Origin of the sequence: Bacillus sp. MRMR6, from assembly GCF_001940785.1 — a bacterium.
Lineage (GTDB): Bacteria > Bacillota > Bacilli > Bacillales > Cytobacillaceae > Neobacillus.
In genome coordinates this window covers 1-17,322 of the sequence record NZ_MSLS01000019.1, presented here as the reverse complement: position 1 = coordinate 17,322, position 17,322 = coordinate 1, and the positions used below count along the sequence as shown (strand labels likewise).

Annotated in this window: 17 protein-coding genes; 7 read left to right on the top strand and 10 right to left on the bottom strand. The window is 37.6% G+C overall.

Annotation, left to right across the window (positions count from 1 at the left end; all coding sequences use genetic code 11):
• Positions 1-78: 78 nt before the first annotated feature.
• From BTR25_RS16775 to BTR25_RS16745, 7 genes are all read right to left on the bottom strand, one after another.
• On the bottom strand, positions 79-567 hold the full coding sequence (locus tag BTR25_RS16775) for a DinB family protein (protein WP_075689197.1): 489 nt from the start codon (positions 565-567) through the stop codon (positions 79-81).
• Positions 568-587: 20 nt separating this feature from the next.
• On the bottom strand, positions 588-1,589 hold the full coding sequence (locus BTR25_RS16770) for an ABC transporter permease subunit (RefSeq protein WP_075689196.1): 1,002 nt from the start codon (positions 1,587-1,589) through the stop codon (positions 588-590).
• Positions 1,586-2,461 carry a hypothetical protein gene (locus tag BTR25_RS16765; protein ID WP_075689195.1) on the bottom strand — a complete coding sequence of 292 codons (876 nt, stop codon included), beginning with the start codon at positions 2,459-2,461 and terminating at the stop codon, positions 1,586-1,588. Before BTR25_RS16765 ends, BTR25_RS16770 begins: the two co-directional genes overlap by 4 nt.
• A gap of 127 nt (positions 2,462-2,588) precedes the next feature.
• Positions 2,589-4,052, bottom strand: coding sequence for a DUF4153 domain-containing protein (locus BTR25_RS16760; protein WP_075689194.1), 1,464 nt, complete (start codon positions 4,050-4,052; stop codon positions 2,589-2,591).
• 75 nt (positions 4,053-4,127) lie between these two features.
• Positions 4,128-4,766 carry an HAAS signaling domain-containing protein gene (locus BTR25_RS16755; RefSeq protein ID WP_075689193.1) on the bottom strand — a complete coding sequence of 213 codons (639 nt, stop codon included), beginning with the start codon at positions 4,764-4,766 and terminating at the stop codon, positions 4,128-4,130.
• Positions 4,747-5,094: a PadR family transcriptional regulator gene (locus tag BTR25_RS16750; protein WP_075689192.1), complete on the bottom strand. Its 348-nt coding sequence runs from the start codon at positions 5,092-5,094 to the stop codon at positions 4,747-4,749. The genes BTR25_RS16755 and BTR25_RS16750 overlap by 20 nt, the downstream gene beginning before the upstream one ends.
• 135 nt (positions 5,095-5,229) lie before the next feature.
• The gene (locus BTR25_RS16745; RefSeq protein WP_075689191.1) at positions 5,230-5,412 is read right to left on the bottom strand and encodes a hypothetical protein; all 183 of its coding nucleotides are present in this window, start codon (positions 5,410-5,412) and stop codon (positions 5,230-5,232) included.
• A 113-nt stretch (positions 5,413-5,525) separates the two neighbouring features.
• On the opposite strand from BTR25_RS16745, the gene BTR25_RS16740 reads away from it, so the two are divergent.
• On the top strand, positions 5,526-5,732 hold the full coding sequence (locus tag BTR25_RS16740) for a methionine aminopeptidase (RefSeq protein WP_075689190.1): 207 nt from the start codon (positions 5,526-5,528) through the stop codon (positions 5,730-5,732).
• Between the two features lie 699 nt (positions 5,733-6,431).
• Here BTR25_RS16740 and BTR25_RS16735 read toward each other — a convergent pair.
• The gene (locus BTR25_RS16735) at positions 6,432-7,064 is read right to left on the bottom strand and encodes a LysE family transporter (protein ID WP_075689189.1); all 633 of its coding nucleotides are present in this window, start codon (positions 7,062-7,064) and stop codon (positions 6,432-6,434) included.
• A gap of 250 nt (positions 7,065-7,314) precedes the next feature.
• Between BTR25_RS16735 and asnA the strand changes: the two genes are divergently transcribed.
• Positions 7,315-8,310: an aspartate--ammonia ligase gene (gene asnA / locus BTR25_RS16730; protein ID WP_303046849.1), complete on the top strand. Its 996-nt coding sequence runs from the start codon at positions 7,315-7,317 to the stop codon at positions 8,308-8,310.
• A gap of 72 nt (positions 8,311-8,382) precedes the next feature.
• Here the strand turns inward: asnA and BTR25_RS16725 are convergent, their stop codons facing one another.
• Positions 8,383-9,756 (bottom strand): amino acid permease, encoded by a 1,374-nt coding sequence (locus BTR25_RS16725; RefSeq protein ID WP_075689187.1) that lies wholly within the window; start codon positions 9,754-9,756, stop codon positions 8,383-8,385.
• Positions 9,757-9,907: 151 nt separating this feature from the next.
• Between BTR25_RS16725 and BTR25_RS16720 the strand changes: the two genes are divergently transcribed.
• The 4 genes from BTR25_RS16720 (at position 9,908) to BTR25_RS16705 (ending at position 15,589) form a co-directional block, all read left to right on the top strand.
• A complete protein-coding gene (locus BTR25_RS16720; protein ID WP_075689186.1) occupies positions 9,908-10,255 on the top strand; it encodes a hypothetical protein in 348 nt (115 codons plus the stop codon).
• 142 nt (positions 10,256-10,397) lie between these two features.
• The gene (locus tag BTR25_RS16715; protein WP_075689185.1) at positions 10,398-11,258 is read left to right on the top strand and encodes a manganese catalase; all 861 of its coding nucleotides are present in this window, start codon (positions 10,398-10,400) and stop codon (positions 11,256-11,258) included.
• A 266-nt stretch (positions 11,259-11,524) separates the two neighbouring features.
• Positions 11,525-12,838 carry a Na+/H+ antiporter family protein gene (locus BTR25_RS16710; protein WP_075689184.1) on the top strand — a complete coding sequence of 438 codons (1,314 nt, stop codon included), beginning with the start codon at positions 11,525-11,527 and terminating at the stop codon, positions 12,836-12,838.
• A 354-nt stretch (positions 12,839-13,192) separates the two neighbouring features.
• The gene (locus BTR25_RS16705) at positions 13,193-15,589 is read left to right on the top strand and encodes a cytochrome P450 (protein ID WP_075689183.1); all 2,397 of its coding nucleotides are present in this window, start codon (positions 13,193-13,195) and stop codon (positions 15,587-15,589) included.
• A gap of 55 nt (positions 15,590-15,644) precedes the next feature.
• On the opposite strand, the gene kynU is transcribed toward BTR25_RS16705, so the two are convergent.
• A complete protein-coding gene (kynU, locus tag BTR25_RS16700) occupies positions 15,645-16,931 on the bottom strand; it encodes a kynureninase (RefSeq protein ID WP_075689182.1) in 1,287 nt (428 codons plus the stop codon).
• Positions 16,932-17,121: 190 nt separating this feature from the next.
• Here kynU and BTR25_RS16695 point away from each other — a divergent pair.
• Positions 17,122-17,322, top strand: a 201-nt coding sequence (locus tag BTR25_RS16695; RefSeq protein ID WP_083652427.1) for an HTH domain-containing protein, incomplete at its 3' end; no start/stop codon positions are given.

Genomic DNA, 17,322 nt, shown 5'->3' with positions numbered 1-17,322 from the left:
TTCCCAAACAATTTATATTTAGGTAAAAAATTGTGTGGCATACTCAGCCACACAAAATTCGCTCTTTTAAAACCTATTTTAGCTAACACCCTGTTCCTTGCTCCAGGAGCCCTGTATTTTTCGAATTGTAACAATTTGTCCAATATGATAGGCATTGTGAAGAGTTATGCTGGTCAAAGTCTCCAGCCAAGTTCCTGGTGATTCCTCACTAACTTGTTGATCGAGCTTTCCATCTTCACTTTCTTTAACGGTATGATGCCAATCTGTCATAACCAGACTAAATTTCTCCATCACGTCTTCCCACACTAATCCATTCAAAGAAGAAAACGTTGTATCATTATTTCCTTCCATTTCAGGATTGGCAATACCTTTAAAGCGGTTTAAATAACGCTCATTCCAAAATACTAAGTGGCTGATGATTTCCCAAATGGAATTTTCTGCATCATGAATTTTCCATTTAGCTTGTTCCTCCGTAAGGCCAGTGATGGCTTTTTGGAAGGAGACAAACCAGTAGCTCTTGTTATGGCATAATTGTAACTGCTCTAAAATGATTTCTTTCTTGTTCATGTCATCTCTCCTCTTTTGGATTAAACCTTCTCTACAAATTCAAATTGACTTTGTTTCATCTCAGCAGTTCCGGTACTCTTTACAGTTTTGGCTTTTTTCTTTTTCCTCTTGACCAAATACCCCTCAGAAAGGTTCGCCTCTATTTCATTTTTAATCATATTAACAATGAATATCACTAAGAAAAATCCTATAACTGGACCAAATACAGACCATGGTACCCGGACAAAATCAGCAAAGTTCTGACCGATCAATCCTGCCCATTCATTTGATAAGGTAGCAGCCTTCGGTGGTTCTTCGTATCCCAAAACTCCTTCTCGATTTAGCCCGCCAAGGAAAAAACCAAATAACCCAAGCTGCATCGTGATATGTAATGTACTTAGTAATTGCTGCACGGTAAACAGTACACCGTAAAAGCGAAGGTATGGCACTAATTGCCTGCGAAGAACATGAAATTTACTTGCCCCCATTAGAAAAGAGCTCTTTACAAAGGTTGTTTTTAGTAACTCCTCAATCAAATCTACAGTAAATAAAACGACAGATGGAAACCCAATAAACACTAGAATAATAATTTGATAAGTTACAATGGACGAAATGGCAACATCGTTGAAAAAACCGACAACTGGCATCATTAATATAATTCCGATTAAAATCGGTGGTACAAAACGAAAGGCTAAAAAAAAGTCACTAAAATATTTTTTTAGAAAAGGGGCCCATAATGCGATAAAAATCCCGAACAAGCTGCCAGTCAACACTCTTAGTAGTGCTACTCCAAAGGTTGTAATCAATGTGAATTTTGCACCGTACAGCAGGAGTAATAAAATATCATTCCCATTACGGTCCGTCCCAATCCAGTAATCCTTTGAGGGTGGGAAAGGTGCTTTTCCAGTTACATTCCCCTGTTCATCCATTATTAAAGTTTGCTTGTTAAAGTCATCAGGTCCATACATAGGATAAAACAAGCTAGCTAATAAAAGGATTAGAAGGATGGCTGAACCCAATATTGTTTTTTTGTAGCTTCTCATATACTCACCACGTCTTTTCCTCTTATTCGTTTTGAAGTGAACCAACTAATGGCTTCAATGGCCATAAGGGGGAAGGTAAAAAAGAGCAAACAGATAACAAGTGATACAATATCCCCGCCTAAGAAGATAATTTTTTCAAAGAACCTCGTAAAACCTGGTAAATTAAACATATATTCTACAAGATAGATATTTGATAGAATTACCCAAATGATAGTCCTCAACTGTAAAATCATCAATGGATATACATTACGAAGAATATGTATAAGCAGGATTMTAAGACCGCTCATTCCTTTTGCCGTGCCATACAAGGCATATAGCTTTGTTTTTTCCTCTGCGATAATTTTAATTAGAAATTGAGTAAATAAGAAAAGCGGTAAAAATGAGATCGTTACAATCGGGACAAAATATGGCTTTGCTCCAAATACTCCATATAATTGAAGAAACTTCAAACCTGTCGTTTTATAAAGGGTTATCACAAAAAATTGAATAAAGAAAATGATCATCAAATCGGGCACAGCCTCGAAAAAATCTATGCCCTTTTTTAGCCCCGTGCTAATGGTTTCTGGTGCAAGCAGTACCAAAATCGCAATAAGCAACGCAATCGAAATTACTAAAGATAGACATGCTAGAAATAACGACATCGTATAACTGTAGCTTTCTAGAAAACTAAGCTGATTTAACAGATCGATAAACTGCATATCAATTGCATTGAATAATAGGGTGGCATCAGATTTAACCATCTTCCAAAAGTTTATAAAATTGAAAACGATGGCCTCTTTTCCAATTCCCATAAGAAAGGGAAGATTAAAAACAAATAGGAAGCCTGTGATGACTAAGAAAAACCTCAAGGGTAAATCGATAAATCGTTTCATACCTCTACCTCGCTCATTCCATACCATATTTTAAATATTCATAATTTAACTAGACGTAAAAATCCCAATAATAGTTTCAGTTTCATACAAAAAAGTATGCAATTAATGATTGCATACTTCCCTGCATTTATTCAATTGTCAGATCTTTCAACCTTTCATTTGTCCGTTCTCTTTTAAGATTATATGATTGCCACGGCGTATTGTCATTGAAGGCCTCCCTCTTTTTTTCACGCAGCATATCCTTTAGGCCAGGGATTTCTTTGTTTTTTTCGTAAAGATTGATTAAACCGAGCGTGCCAGTATGGGAAAGGCTGTTGAAATAATGAAGGTCGATTTTCCCACTCATTTCATAGCGCTCTATATTCTTAGAAACGATAATCTGTTCAATATCAATCAAATTAATTGAAGTGTAATAGAGTAATGAACTTATGAAATAAAAGTGGAATAATGACAGCCTTTCCATCCAAATTTTAATCAACGTATAAGCAAAGATGACGACAAGAAAGAGCATAAACGAGTGGGCCATCACTCTTATAAACGAAAAGCCATAAGCCTCTTCGTACATGCTAAGACGTAGGAAAGCCGAACTCAACATAACGGCGCTTGATAGAACAAGTATGGTCAGCAGAGATTGGATGAGTCTTTTAATACTATTAGTCACATTCTCCATAAATGATAAAACAAAGATGATAATAGAAAGGTTAATCAATGTAACGAATAGTAATTCAAAAAAACCTTTTCGTGCATACTCCGCATAGGTAAAATCACCTTGTAAACTGCTGCTAAAGAAATACTTAAACTGTACAACTGTAAACAAAATATAAACCGCATTAATTAAAACTAAAACTGTTATCGTAATAATTGCATCGATTTTAAAGGAAGACTGATCATTTGCTTCCTGTTGTATGGCATTAATATGTTTTTTGAGCAGCACCTGCATCAAACCAAAGAAAGAAAATGTACAAAACACAACTGCCAGCACCCTTATAACCGCTTCAGCATCTATTACCTTAAACCATTGAGGAATTTCACCCATCAATCTTTCGAATTGGGTGTCAGCTGACATTAATAACTGAAGGACGATAAACAGCACCGGAATGCTTATTAAAACACCTGTTAATACCTTCTTCCAAACCTCATACCTACTTTCATCCATCCCCTTTTTCAAGAATATAACGATAGAGCCCAAGAACGAAAAGTTATATTTAATCGATTCAATCAAACGCCTGAAGATGTAATAAACAAATACAGGTTTATTCCAAGGCAGACTTTTCTGACTTGTAATCAAAACGAGGTGGAAAATAACCAATACTGGTATTGCCAAGATATTTAAGGCATAAAAGAAGAAATTCATATGAATAAAATAGCTAGCTGATAATAACCAAATACAAATTAGCACTAAATATCCAAGTCTTTGGTGTGTAAAGGAAAAGCCTCGATATCGCCAATAAAAGATACTATAAAAGACTGCTATAAAGATGAAATAGGAGATGCCTATTTCACTCCGTAAAAAGCTTTCTTCGGCTACAAACCCAAGAAACAGGCAGAGCAAGAAAAAAATAAAATCAGTCTTTCCAATTTTCATATCCATTCTTAAAACCCCTCTTATCCTTAGTAGTATTTCTATATACATAGATTTTCTATGTAATTGTGCAAAAAAAAGTGCTTATATCGAAGCTTTCTTTCCCCACCGATAACCAAGCAGACTAATAGGATACAGGATCATAGTAAAGAAGATACAAGCAATAATGAATGTCTTTGTTAACAACGGAGCAAACCACTTATGTGGTATGATTTCAAAAACAGTAAGCACCATTAGCACTAGGTTTGGAATTAACGACAGCAAGAATGTCTTCCTTAATAAAACTTTGCCACCGTGGCCAAAACCTTTGCCAATTTCATATCCCAGTAATGCCCAAAAAAATAAATATAAAATGGCAATCAGTGTTGGAATAGCGGTTAAATGACTCCAAACGACCGAAAGCCACTTCCACTCGTACAAATTGTGAGCTAGTGTTAACAAACTGCCACCGCCGAAGAAAAGGATATTCAGAAATATAAACAACCATTTCATATGACTCGGTGTAACAGAGAGCTCCTGTTTCCACATTTCAGCAATCTCTTCTGGACTTCCTAGACGTGTGTTAATCCTCTCAAAGAAGGCATTTTCATCCTGACAATCATAAGACTCCACAAGGATTTCATCAATATGACTTTCGTATTCAAGGAGGATTTCCTCTTTATCCTGATGACTTCCAAGCAACTGCCCCAGCTCTTCCAGAAACCTATTCTTCGGCCGTTCCATGTTTCGATCTCCCTATAACCTTGTTCATCACCTTCACAAAGTCCTGCCATTCACGGGTTTTTTCATTTAAAACCTGTTTACCGGCCTCAGTAATCCGATAATATTTCCGTGCTGGACCTTTTTCTTGTTCCTGCCAATAACATGCAATATACTCTTGTTTTTCAAGCTTATGAAGAGCAGGATACAAGGTGCCTTCTTTAACACTCAAGCCATGATCACTGCGCAGCTCTAATTCCTTTACGAGCTCATAGCCGTACATGTCTCTCTCATTTAGCAATTGAAGGAGTATTAGAGAGGTACTGCCTTTTACTAATTCACGATTAAACATTTTTTTCACCTACCTAGAATTATTAGGTACATAGAAATTCTACAATTAAAATAAGAGTTTGTAAAGTACATTGTAACAAAATAAACCTAACAAAAAACACAGTCCACCTCATTGGAGGAGTCTGCGCTTTTAGAGTTAAGCATCATTTCGTTGTGGATTGGTCGTTTGTTGGTGGATCAATTCATCTCGTTCGCCGCCATCAGATAATTCTTCTGAAAACTCATGATCTGCTTTGCTTCCTAATAGCCTTTCTGATGTCCGGATCGTATTTGCCGGTAAATTATTATTGGCTGCTCCCTGTTCATTCCACTTTCCCATTTTCATCACCTCAATGGTAGTATCAAAAAATCTCGCTTAAAACATACACAATAAAAAAGTGCATAAATATTCCAATTATGAGCCAAACTAAAAAAAACACTTGAGGTGAGAATATGGGATTACTCAATGCATATAACCAATGGAGAGAAACAAGATATCAAAATCATCTTTCCAATATGAGAGACCAAGACAAATGTCCAGATTGTCACGGCAGAGGCTTTACTGTTTATCCATATAATGAATATGCCTATTATAATTCATTTGATTGTCCAAGCTGTCAGGGAAACGGCTCTTATAATACTTGGGAAAATCTTAGATAAAAAAACCCCTTGTTGGGTAATAATGGGTTCCGTTTACGGGTGCATTCTCATTAAACGACATATGGTATGATATGTGAAGTGGCATACGTCATTTTCCTTATTTATCAAGGTTATTAGCATTTTTTTAAAGGTTATGTAGAAACAATTCACATCATTTTTATGATTTACAATAATTCTTGTACAATTAATAAATATTACCAAATTACCTGTCAATATAAATGTTGATTTAGGGGTAATTGTTAATAGTTTTCTAATTGCTACTCCATTCAGGTTGGTGAAACAAATGACATTTGCTATGAAGACCTTTTTCTCTGATTTTTCAAAGGGAAAATGGTCTTCATCACTTTTATGAAGACCTTTTTCTCCGGTTTTTCAAAGGGAAATGGTCTTCATCACCTTTACGAAGACCTTTTTCTCTGATTTTTCAAAGGGAAATGGTCTTCATCACCTTTATGAAGACCTTTTTCTCTGATTTTTCAAAGGGAAATGGTCTTCATCACCTTTATGAAGACCTTTTTCTCCGGTTTTCCAATGGGATGTGGTCTTCATCCTCATATTAAGAAAACCCGTCAATTTAGCGGCGAGTTTTTGCGTTTTAATATACCAATCGCTGTGTCAAAATGTTTGTCATTTCGACTTCAAATGGTAGAAATGACCTCTAAACAGAACCCGTTAGATGGTTAAGGGACTTTTTTTATTTTAGTCCAAAAGAGCCATTATTCCTTGATAGCCAAAATAGGCGCCAAAGGCAATTAGAGAAATTCCTGATAGGATTGAAATGGCAATTAGACTTTTCACATTTAAAAGCCTGCGGAAACCGGTTGTTAGTCCTGCCACAAAGAGGTCCCAAAAAGTTAATCCAAGAAAAATCATACTGCTGTAAATTAATAGCTGCTCCGTCCCACTGGTTTGAGCTGTCTTTGCAAGAACCGAACCATAAATTCCTAACCAAAAAAGTATTGATAAAGGACTTGTAATCGACATAATGAAACCTGTGATAAAACATTTAAATAAAGTGTCTTTTTCACGACGGTAGTTTAGATTGATTGAATTTGCCCCTTTTATACTTTCAACACCCGAATAAATTAGAATAAACCCTCCAAAGAGCCATAAAAAGATTTGAACAATGGGAATCCCCAAAAATTGTACCATTCCTAAGTAAACCATCAGCATAAAGATGGCATCAGCGATCATAGAGCCCACACCTACCACCCAGGCATGCCAAAAGCCGTTTTTAATTCCCATATCCAACCTAGCAGAATTCACCGGACCAATCGGAGCTGCTAGTGTAAATCCTAAGATAATATAACTAGCTAAAATTGGTATACTCAAGACACCACCCCCTACTCCCCAAATTTTTAGCAACTTGTACATTTTATGAAAAAAACTCCGAGACATGTCCAAAAAATTGAGTTTAGGTGATAATTTCGACTTCACTCACTTATGTACAAAATAAAAAATAGGCATCTGCTGAGCGCAACGTTGTAAATTTGTTCATAAAGTAAAACGTAGTTGAATAACTAGATAAAATTTTTACAACACATCACTTGGAGGGATTAAAGAAGTGCCCAAATCACAAATTATTCCGAACGTTTATCAATCGACACTCACATTAATACAAACTGAAATGGCGATAAAACAAGTCAAAGATCACTTCGAAGATAAACTTTCGAAAATGTTGAACTTGGTAAGAGTTTCTGCCCCTATCATGCTAGCCTCTGGAAATGGGGTAAATGACAACTTAAATGGAGTTGAACGGATGATTACTTTTGATGCTTTGGATATCAAAAGTACAAACATTGAAATTGTTCAATCTTTAGCGAAGTGGAAACGAATGGCCCTTGCTCGGTATGGTTTTTCTACTGGAGAAGGACTATATACAGATATGAATGCAATTAGGCGCGATGAGGTATTGGATAATTTGCATTCCCTTTATGTAGACCAGTGGGATTGGGAAAAGGTGATTACGAATGAGCAGCGTAACGAGGAAACTTTAAAATTTGAAGTTCTAAAAATTTACCAGACGATTAAAAATACGGAAAAGTTTCTCCACCAGCTTTATCCAGTTTTAAAGCCTATTCTTCCAGAAAAGATTCATTTTATAACCACCCAAGAGCTTGAGTCGCTGTATCCTACTCTCTCACCTAAAGAAAGGGAAGATCAGATTGCTAAGAAACACGGTGCGGTGTTTGTCACTCAAATTGGAGGAAAACTTTTATCAGGAGAGAAACATGATGGACGTTCACCTGATTATGATGATTGGACTTTGAACGGGGACATCATCTTCTGGTATCCAGTCCTAGAAAGGGCATTTGAAGTATCTTCAATGGGTATCCGTGTAGATAAAAAGGCATTGTTAAGGCAATTAAAGGCGTCTAAGAATGAAGATCGAAAAGTACTAGAGTATCACCAAGCAATCATTAACGAGGAACTTCCTTATACGATTGGCGGGGGTATTGGCCAATCAAGATTATGTATGTTTTTGCTTAGAAAAGCACACATTGGTGAGGTTCAAGCCTCGGTATGGAATCCGGAAATCATCGAAGAATGTAACAAGGGAAATATAACTCTTCTATAAAGTGAAACTTCCATCAGTGGGGGTCCACTGTCCGTTAATGCGGGATAAAGCGGAAAATGCCTGACATCAGTGTCAGGCATTTTTTGTTTCTGCTTTTCTCCATTTTCTCGTCATAATAAAAGTAACCACACCGATAATTGCAACAAGTAGCAAGCTTACAAAAAAGCCAAAGCGGATACTTTTCTCAAATATGGTTCCCGTTACAGCGGCAAGTAATAAAACCAGTCCGAAAAAAGAGAGAAATTTATCACCCATTTTTATTTCAAGAATTTTCATAGCGGAAAGAATGATAAAAGCCCAATTGTACATCTGCAGAATTCCCGCTGCTGTGGTAATATAACCATAAATTTTTCCTGGCAGCAGCAATGCTGTAATAACAGATGCGAGTAAACCAATCGCAGCAAGGCCTAGGGAAGGAAGCGGCAGGTCCTTAAATTTTTCAATTTTCTTGGCAAATAGTGAAGGTGCATCTCCATCATTAGCTAAGGTGACCAGTAAATTTGTAACTGCAAAGAGCGATGCCGTCATGGTTGAAAATCCAGCTAAAATAATTGCCCCGTTAAACACATGAGGAAAAAAAGCTAAATCGTATGAAGATAAAGCTGTAACAAAGGGACTTTCCTTTTCATTAATTGCTTTATAGGAAACCATACTAATCGCAAGAACGATAGAAATGACATATATAACAGTCAATACAATTAGCATAACCTTGCCAGATTTTGGTGCGTCTTCTTTACTTTTCAATTGCATGGACAATAAACCAATTGTTTCAATCCCGCCATATGCATAAAAAGCATATATGAGGGAGGACCAAAAAGCCCGATAGCCCTCTGGGAAAATTTCACCCATTGAAGACGGTATTCCCGGTTGGTCATTCCCCCCGCCGTGCATCCAACCAAAGATACCAGCACCTGCCAGGATGATAAACATAATAATTGCCGCCGTTTTCGTCACAGCTAGAACGTTTTCAATGCGATCAAATCCCTTTGTTCCTAGTAGAACAACTATAATAGATAGCACTGCGTATCCTGCTGCGAAAATCCACAAAGGTACCTTAGGTAACCAAAACCGTGATAGAATGGATAAAGCAGTTAATTGACTGCCCATTATGAGGATTTTAGAACTCCAATAATTCCAGCCGCAGCTGAATCCTGCCCAGCGACCGTAGGCCTTCCCTGCATAATAACAGAATGACCCCTCCTGAGGGTCAGCCGTAGTCATTTTTGCTAGGAAATGAAAAACAATATAAGTACCTATTGCCGCAAACAGAAAGGAAAAGACCATCGATGGTCCTGTAATCTTGATCCCAATACCCGAGCCTAAGAAATAGCCTGTTCCAATTGTACAGCCAATTCCTATTAAGGAGAGCTGCCACCAAGCTAAGTCTCCTTTATCCCCGCCTTTTGAAGATTTCCCTATACCTGAACTACATGTAAAATAATCCATAACCACTCTCCTTCTAGAGTTATTATGGTTCATTCAAAAGTTAAAAATGTGTATTTCAAAATAGTATAAATTAACTTCAATAGAATAAATAATTCTCATGCGGATATGATAAGTGTACACTTTGTGAAATATTTGTTTGGGGGTACGGAAGATGTCTGTTTATGTGTATCAGACCTTTATCATTAAGCAGGAGAAGTTTCAAGACGCTATTGACAACTTAAGAGAAATTAAAAAATTTAGAAATGAAAATTTTAACCATCATGTTGAAATATTAACGCCTATTTCCGGTGAAGACCATACATATGGAATGCTTTCAACTTATGATGGATTAGCAGAAATGGAAATACAGAGCAAAAGAATGTTTGACGATGAAGAATATTTAGAGTTAATTGGTCCGTTCTTCTTAGAAAACATTGTCGAAGGAAGTATGTATACCCAAATGTATCGCGCCTTAAGCGATAAGAAAAACACCGATAAAAAGAACGAGAAAAAAGAGTAAAAAAATAGCATATCCTCTAGAACATGCAGATTTTGTATGTTCTATTTTTTATGGAACTTTTCAACTATAGATGGTACAGACACCTAAAGAACCTTGTTTAATAAGATAGTTTGAAACAATTATTCTGATGAGGTGATTATAGGTGTTCTATCATATAAAAGAACTACAATACCATGCAAAACCAGAGAGACCTGATCCGTTGTTTGCTAAACAATTACAGGAAGTATTAGGAGGGCAATTCGGGGAAATCTCTGTCGCCCTGCAATACCTGTTCCAGGGATGGAATGTTAGAGGAAATGGAAAATACAAAGACTTACTCATGGATACAGGAGCAGAAGAATTAGCCCATATTGAAATGTTAGCGACGATGATTGCACGTCTATTAGATGGGGCACCTGTTGGGGATCAGATGGTTGCAGCTCAAAACCCTGTAATTGGTGCGATTCTTGGAGGAATGAATCCTCAGCATGCCATAGTTTCTGGTCTAGGAGCAATGCCAGCTGACAGTGTAGGCAACCGCTGGACTGCTAGCTATATCATCGCTAGCGGAAACTTACTTGCGGATTTCAGAGCAAATTTAAACGCAGAGTCTCAAGGACGTCTCCAAGTAGTACGATTATACGAATCAACCACAGACCGCGGCGTGAAGGATATGCTTTCTTGGCTGATTGCCCGCGATACGATGCATCAAAATCAATGGATTGCAGCGATTAAAGAATTAGAAGCAAAGGAAAATGTGGTGGTCCCTAGCACGTTCCCGCGCGAACTAGAGAAACGAGAAGTATCACATGTTCTATTTAATTTCTCTAGAGGTGAGGAAAGTGCGACAGGACGCTGGGCTAATGGTTCAAGTATGGATGGCGAAGGTGTGTTCAAATATGTAGCAAATCCACAGCCGCTAGCCAAAAAACCAAAGTTAAATCCTGCCCCTCCATACATTCATGACACCCTTCCTTCGGTCATTAAGGATGGAGTGGGAACCCTTCCACCTAATATGTGTTAAATACAAGTAAGAAAATGGACCTTCACTGTAAAATTGGTGCAATGCCCATTACATTAATATAATATTCACGGCTGACTCAAAAAGTTATAACTTTACGAAGTCAGCCTTTATTTTTGCGAAATTTTGAAAAATTAACGCACTTTAAAAACAATTAATTCTTTTGAAGATCCTCTATACAAATATAATAAAATATGATATTTTTATACTTGTATTTTAACACTCTACCAATTTATCAGACTAAAGCGTCGTCGGGGGGAGCACATTAAATGAATGCAGTAGTTGTTGCTGTAATTGTTATGTTAATTTTAAGTTTACTACGTGTAAATGTTGTACTAGCTTTAATAATAGGAGCAATTGTCGGGGGCTTAACAGGCGGTCTGACAATCGACCAAACGATTGAAGTTTTTACTAGTGGACTAGGCGGTAGTGCAGAAGTGGCACTTAGCTATGCCTTATTAGGTGGTTTTGCTGTTGCAATATCAACAACAGGGTTACCGAATTTACTAGTTGATTGGGTTTTGGGAATTGTCAAAAAAAATGGCGATTCGAAAAGAAAAGTGTTATCAAAGGCACTCATAGTTTTTTCGATTCTTTTAATGGCCTGCTTTTCACAAAATTTAATTCCAATTCATATTGCTTTCATTCCAATCTTAATTCCACCTTTGTTAATGCTGCTAAGCGAATTAAAGATTGATAGACGTTTAATTGCATCTGTTTTAACCTTTGGACTCACTGCACCGTATATTTTACTTCCTGTTGGTTTTGGAAAAATCTTTCACGAAATTTTAGCATCAAATATGGGAAATAGCGGGTTAACAGTGGATATGAATGACATTCCGGCTGCCATGCTGATTCCAACAGCAGGACTTGTGGTTGGTTTACTAATTGCTATTTTCTTTTCATATCGAAAACAACGAGACTATACGTCAAAGGAAATTGTTTCGCTTGAGAAAGTAATATACTCTAAGCTCGGAATTGTCTTTTCTATCCTTGCAATTATTGGCGCTCTTGCCGCCCAAATCATTCTAGATTCAATGGTGATGGGGGCTTTGACAGGAATAGTTATACTATATATTAGCGGAGCGGTTAAGTGGAACGATGCGGATGAGCTTCTAACAAATGGAATGAAAATGATGGCCTTTATTGGATTTGTTATGCTCGCTGCTTTCGGATTTGCAGATGTCTTAAAGGAAACTGGTGATGTTGACTCACTAGTTACACAATCTGCTTCATTAATAGGAGGAAATAAAGCAATTGGTGCATTGTTAATGCTTATTGTTGGATTATTAGTGACAATGGGAATTGGTTCTTCCTTCTCAACTATTCCGATCATAGCAACAATCTTCGTTCCATTAGCACTTGAACTAGGCTTTAGCCCTATGGCCGCGATCGCACTAGTAGGTACCGCAGCAGCCTTAGGGGATGCAGGTTCCCCAGCATCAGACAGTACGCTCGGTCCTACTGCTGGATTAAATGCAGATGGTCAGCACAATCACATTTGGGACACTTGTGTACCCACATTTATCCATTATAATATTCCGTTGATTATCTTTGGCTGGATTGCAGCCATGATCTTATAGCAGAAAAGGTGTCCATTAAAAAGGACACCTTTTTTGTTGAGGTAGAAAGATGATCAACTCCTAAATACAATTAGAGTTATTCTGTCAAAATAACATCTCCTTTTCTAAAAGCAGCAGAGCAAGATTATATTCGCATACAATCACACTCGAGATCAATAATGAACACTAAAATATTAGCGTCTTCAACAGGTTTTTCGGTAAGCACAATATTTTTTTGCAATTTATGTAGAAATTTGTCTTATTCTTTCATTCATAAATACCTTATATAAAAATAGTATTAATGGTATAATCTAGAAAAATATTATTTTAATATTATAAATGTTCTCAAAATGAAAGGAAGGATTATAGATTGTTATGATAACTCATTCTAATACTGTGTCTACTGCTATCCCACAACCTAAAACGTATGGACCTCTTGGGAACCTTCCACACTTAGACTTAGAACAACCTACTCAATCAATCGTAAAGCTTGCACATGAATACGGTCCAATCTTCAAAATGAAATTTCCTGCCGGAACGGGAATATTTATCTCGTCCGCTGAATTGGCAGCAGATGTATCTGATGAGTCTCGTTTTGATAAATTAGTCAATACGCCTTTACAGAAGGTGCGCGCCTTTTCTGGTGACGGTCTTTTCACAAGTTGGACTAAAGAAGAAAACTGGAAAAAGGCACATAACATTCTCCTTCCCAGCTTTAGTCAGAGTGCGATGAAGGGTTATCACTCGATGATGGTTGATATCGCTGTCCAGCTAATTCAAAAATGGGCTCGTCTTAATTCAGATGAAATGATTGATGTTCCGGAAGACATGACACGACTCACCTTAGATACCATTGGGTTATGTGGTTTTAACTATCGTTTTAATAGCTTTTATCGTGAGCAATCTCATCCCTTCATTACAAGCATGAGTCGTGCATTAAATGAAGCAATGAACCAGAGTAATCGTCTCGGAATACATGATAAACTGATGATAAAATCTAAACGTCAGTTTAATGAGGATATCCATACGATGGTTTCACTAGTTGACCGCATTATCGATGAGCGAAAGAATAGTGACGTCCATGATGAAGACGACTTATTGTCACGTATGCTCAATAGTGAAGATCCCCAGACTGGAGAAAAACTGAGTGATGAAAACATTCGTTATCAAATTATTACCTTCTTGATTGCCGGACATGAAACGACGAGTGGTTTACTTTCCTTTGCCCTATATTTTTTAATGAAGAACCCTGAAAAGCTTTCACAAGCTTATAAAGAAGTTGATCAGGTTCTGACTGGCTCCATTCCTACTTACCAACAGGTTCGAGATTTAAAATATATTCGAATGATTTTGAATGAGAGCTTAAGGCTTTGGCCAACCGCCCCACTCTTCTCCCTTTATGCAAAAGAGGATACTCTGCTTGCTGGCAAATATCCGATTAAAAGAAGAGAGGTTGTGAACGTCCTTCTTCCTAAGCTACATCGTGATGTTAATGCATGGGGAGAAAATGCCAATGAATTTATTCCTGAACGATTTGCAGATCCAAAGAAGATTCCACACCATGCCTTTAAACCTTTTGGGAATGGACAAAGAGCCTGTATCGGTCAGCAGTTTGCGTTACATGAAGCTACTCTTGTGCTGGGCATGATTCTTAAGCATTTCAATTTGATTGACCATGCAAATTATCAGTTGAAGGTAAAAGAAACTTTGACACTTAAACCTGATGGCTTAACAATGAAGGTTAGTCCCCGCCATGAGTTTGATTCTTTTGTCCTTATGCATAACGAGACCAGCGCTTCTGTAAATCTGGATGTCAGCCATTTAGAGCAGTTCTCAAATAGTAAGGCACATCAAACACCACTTCTTGTATTATACGGTTCAAATCTAGGTACCGCAGAGGGTATGGCTCGGATTCTAGCGGAAACGGCTCGTTTTAAGGGATTTCAAAGTGAAATAGCCACCCTTGATGAATATACTGGTAAACTCCCTAAAGAAGGTGTAGTGTTCATTGTGACGGCATCCTATAATGGAAACCCGCCTAAAAACGCCCGTAAATTTGTAAAGTGGCTAAAAGAAAAAGAGACGGAATCTCTTAGTGGTGTCCAATATGCTGTTTTCGGATGTGGTGATCTTAACTGGGCCAGTACCTACCAGAATATCCCGAATTTCATTGATGAGAAGCTTGCTGAAAAAGGTGCAAAACGTTTATATCATAAAGGTCAAGGTGATGCTAGCAGTGATTTTGAGAGACAGTTCGAGGAATGGCATATGTCTTTGTGGCCAAGTATATTGAATACTTTAGGAATTACAGTTGATGAAAGTACGCAGTCTGCTCGGGGAGGACTAATCGTCCAATTTATTAACAGTGAGGATCATATTCCACACCCTAGTGGTCCAGCCATTCCTTTTTACATCCAAAACTCTTCTGTACAGGTCGAACGAGTGCTTAAACGATATGCAATGGATAAAAACTGCTATATTTTGATTAATAGTTATGACAAAAGCTATGCACATTTTCCTCTAGGTTTTCCAACACGAGTCTATGATTTGTTATCCTTTAGTGTTAAATTGCAGGAACCGGTTACTCCGGCTCAACTTCTTACGCTAGCAGAATATACTGTCTGCCCTCCTCATAAGAAGGAATTGGAGGCTCTTTTGCAGGCTGATGCTAACCCGAAAACACTCACCATGCTTGATTTATTAGAAAAATACCCAGCATGTGAACTTCCGTTTGAGAGGTTCATAGAGCTTTCAAATCCCATGAATGCATAAAACAAATACCCCGCCTACTTTAAAATAAGGCGGGGTATTTGTGTGAACTATGTTTTTAAGCCACAATATTTCGGTCGTTCGTGAACTTTTCATACTGTTTTTCATTCATGATTTTCTTCAGTACTTGGACAACCCTCCATACCTCTTCATAGGTGGAATAAAGTGCGATGGGAGCGAGTCTAATGATATTAGGTGCACGAAAATCAGGAATTACACCATTCACTTTTAATGCTTTACAAATCCTTGCTGCCTCCTTATGCTCTAAGCTCACATGACCTCCTCTGCGGTAATCTTCTCTAGGATTCCCTATTACAAAATCCCACTCAGATAACTCTTTTTCTATTAATTGCATGAAATAAGTGGTTAAGCCAAGTGATTTCTCACGAATATTTTCAATTCCTGCCTCTGCAAAAATTTCTAATGACCCTAATAGCGGCGCCATGCTCAAGATATGTGGTGTACCCATTTGATATGCTCCTGCAGAAGAGGCTGGTGTGAGTGTATGCTCCATATCAAATTGTTTCTCTTTTTGAGATCCAAACCAACCTGCAAGACCTGGCAGCGTACCGAAGTGTTTACGATTCACATACAAACCGCCTGCAGCTCCAGGTCCGCCGTTAAGATATTTATAATTGCACCAAAACGCAAAGTCGATACCACATTTACTAAAAGTATGCGGAATGGAACCTACTGAATGACATGCATCAAATCCGATAAGAATTCCTTTTTTATGTGCTTCATACGTAAGACGCTTAATATCCAGTATTTGGCCACTTCGATATAATACCGTCGGCAGCACAATTAAGGCCACCTCCTCCCCCATTGCAGCGATAATATCTTCTTCAACCAAATATCGGCCATCAGGGCTTTGGACACGGATAAGATGTTCTTCTGGGTTATACCCGTAATGAAGGAGCTGGCTTTGGAGAGCATAAATATCAGAAGGGAAAGTTAGTTCATCCGCAAGTATTTTCGTTCGTACCCCATTTGGCTTATAGAATGTACTGACTAGCTGATGCAGATTCACAGTTGTTGATCCTGTTACAATTACTTCCTCAGGTGCAGCACCAATTATTGGTGCCATATGTTCGCCTAATGTTTCAGCCATATAAAACCAAGGAGACTCTCCATCAGTCCAGCCATCAATCCCGTGTTCTTTCCAATCGTTTAAACTGGATAGAAGTGTTCGTTCCGCTCGTTTTGACAAGAGCCCGAGTGAGTTTCCATCCATATAAATTGAACCTGGTTTCCCATAATACTCCTTACGAAACCGAGCTAAGTGATCTTTTTCATCGAGCTTTTTAGCATATTCTAATGTTTTCTGAAAAGTATCGAAAGACAAGTACTCCACTCCCTTTTGTCTTAAATTTACAAGTATCTTACAAACTATTGTATGTCTTACAAATATTTTACCATGAAAAAATCCAAGGTTTATTAAAATGTACCCGATAGTGTAGACACTTATAAAAAAGTCTACCTACCGGGTACTTTTTTGTATAATTAAGAAAAATGGGGATTGGGGAACAGCAGAAATGAGTAAAAAAGTATTAGCAGAGAAAGAGATTAAGTTACTTTCAAATAACCCTTATGTTAAGTCAGTTAGTCCAAAGGGGGTTACTTACACCGATGAATTTAAGAATATTTTTATTTCAGAAAATGAAAAGGGAAAATTACCTAGACAGATATTTGAGGAATGTGGATTTGATATTGATGTTCTAGGAATTGACAGAGTA

What these genes read in the sequence shown, in the direction of transcription:
- BTR25_RS16775 (WP_075689197.1), bottom strand. Translation starts at nt 567, where the DNA reads ATGAACAAGAAAGAAATCATTTTAGAGCAGTTACAATTATGCCATAAC.
- BTR25_RS16745 (WP_075689191.1), bottom strand. Translation starts at nt 5,412, where the DNA reads ATGGGAAAGTGGAATGAACAGGGAGCAGCCAATAATAATTTACCGGCA.
- BTR25_RS16710 (WP_075689184.1), top strand. Translation starts at nt 11,525, where the DNA reads ATGAATGCAGTAGTTGTTGCTGTAATTGTTATGTTAATTTTAAGTTTA.
- BTR25_RS16750 (WP_075689192.1), bottom strand. Translation starts at nt 5,094, where the DNA reads ATGTTTAATCGTGAATTAGTAAAAGGCAGTACCTCTCTAATACTCCTT.
- BTR25_RS16720 (WP_075689186.1), top strand. Translation starts at nt 9,908, where the DNA reads ATGTCTGTTTATGTGTATCAGACCTTTATCATTAAGCAGGAGAAGTTT.
- BTR25_RS16725 (WP_075689187.1), bottom strand. Translation starts at nt 9,756, where the DNA reads ATGGATTATTTTACATGTAGTTCAGGTATAGGGAAATCTTCAAAAGGC.
- BTR25_RS16755 (WP_075689193.1), bottom strand. Translation starts at nt 4,766, where the DNA reads ATGGAACGGCCGAAGAATAGGTTTCTGGAAGAGCTGGGGCAGTTGCTT.
- BTR25_RS16760 (WP_075689194.1), bottom strand. Translation starts at nt 4,052, where the DNA reads ATGGATATGAAAATTGGAAAGACTGATTTTATTTTTTTCTTGCTCTGC.
- BTR25_RS16705 (WP_075689183.1), top strand. Translation starts at nt 13,193, where the DNA reads ATGATAACTCATTCTAATACTGTGTCTACTGCTATCCCACAACCTAAA.
- BTR25_RS16740 (WP_075689190.1), top strand. Translation starts at nt 5,526, where the DNA reads ATGGGATTACTCAATGCATATAACCAATGGAGAGAAACAAGATATCAA.
- BTR25_RS16770 (WP_075689196.1), bottom strand. Translation starts at nt 1,589, where the DNA reads ATGAGAAGCTACAAAAAAACAATATTGGGTTCAGCCATCCTTCTAATC.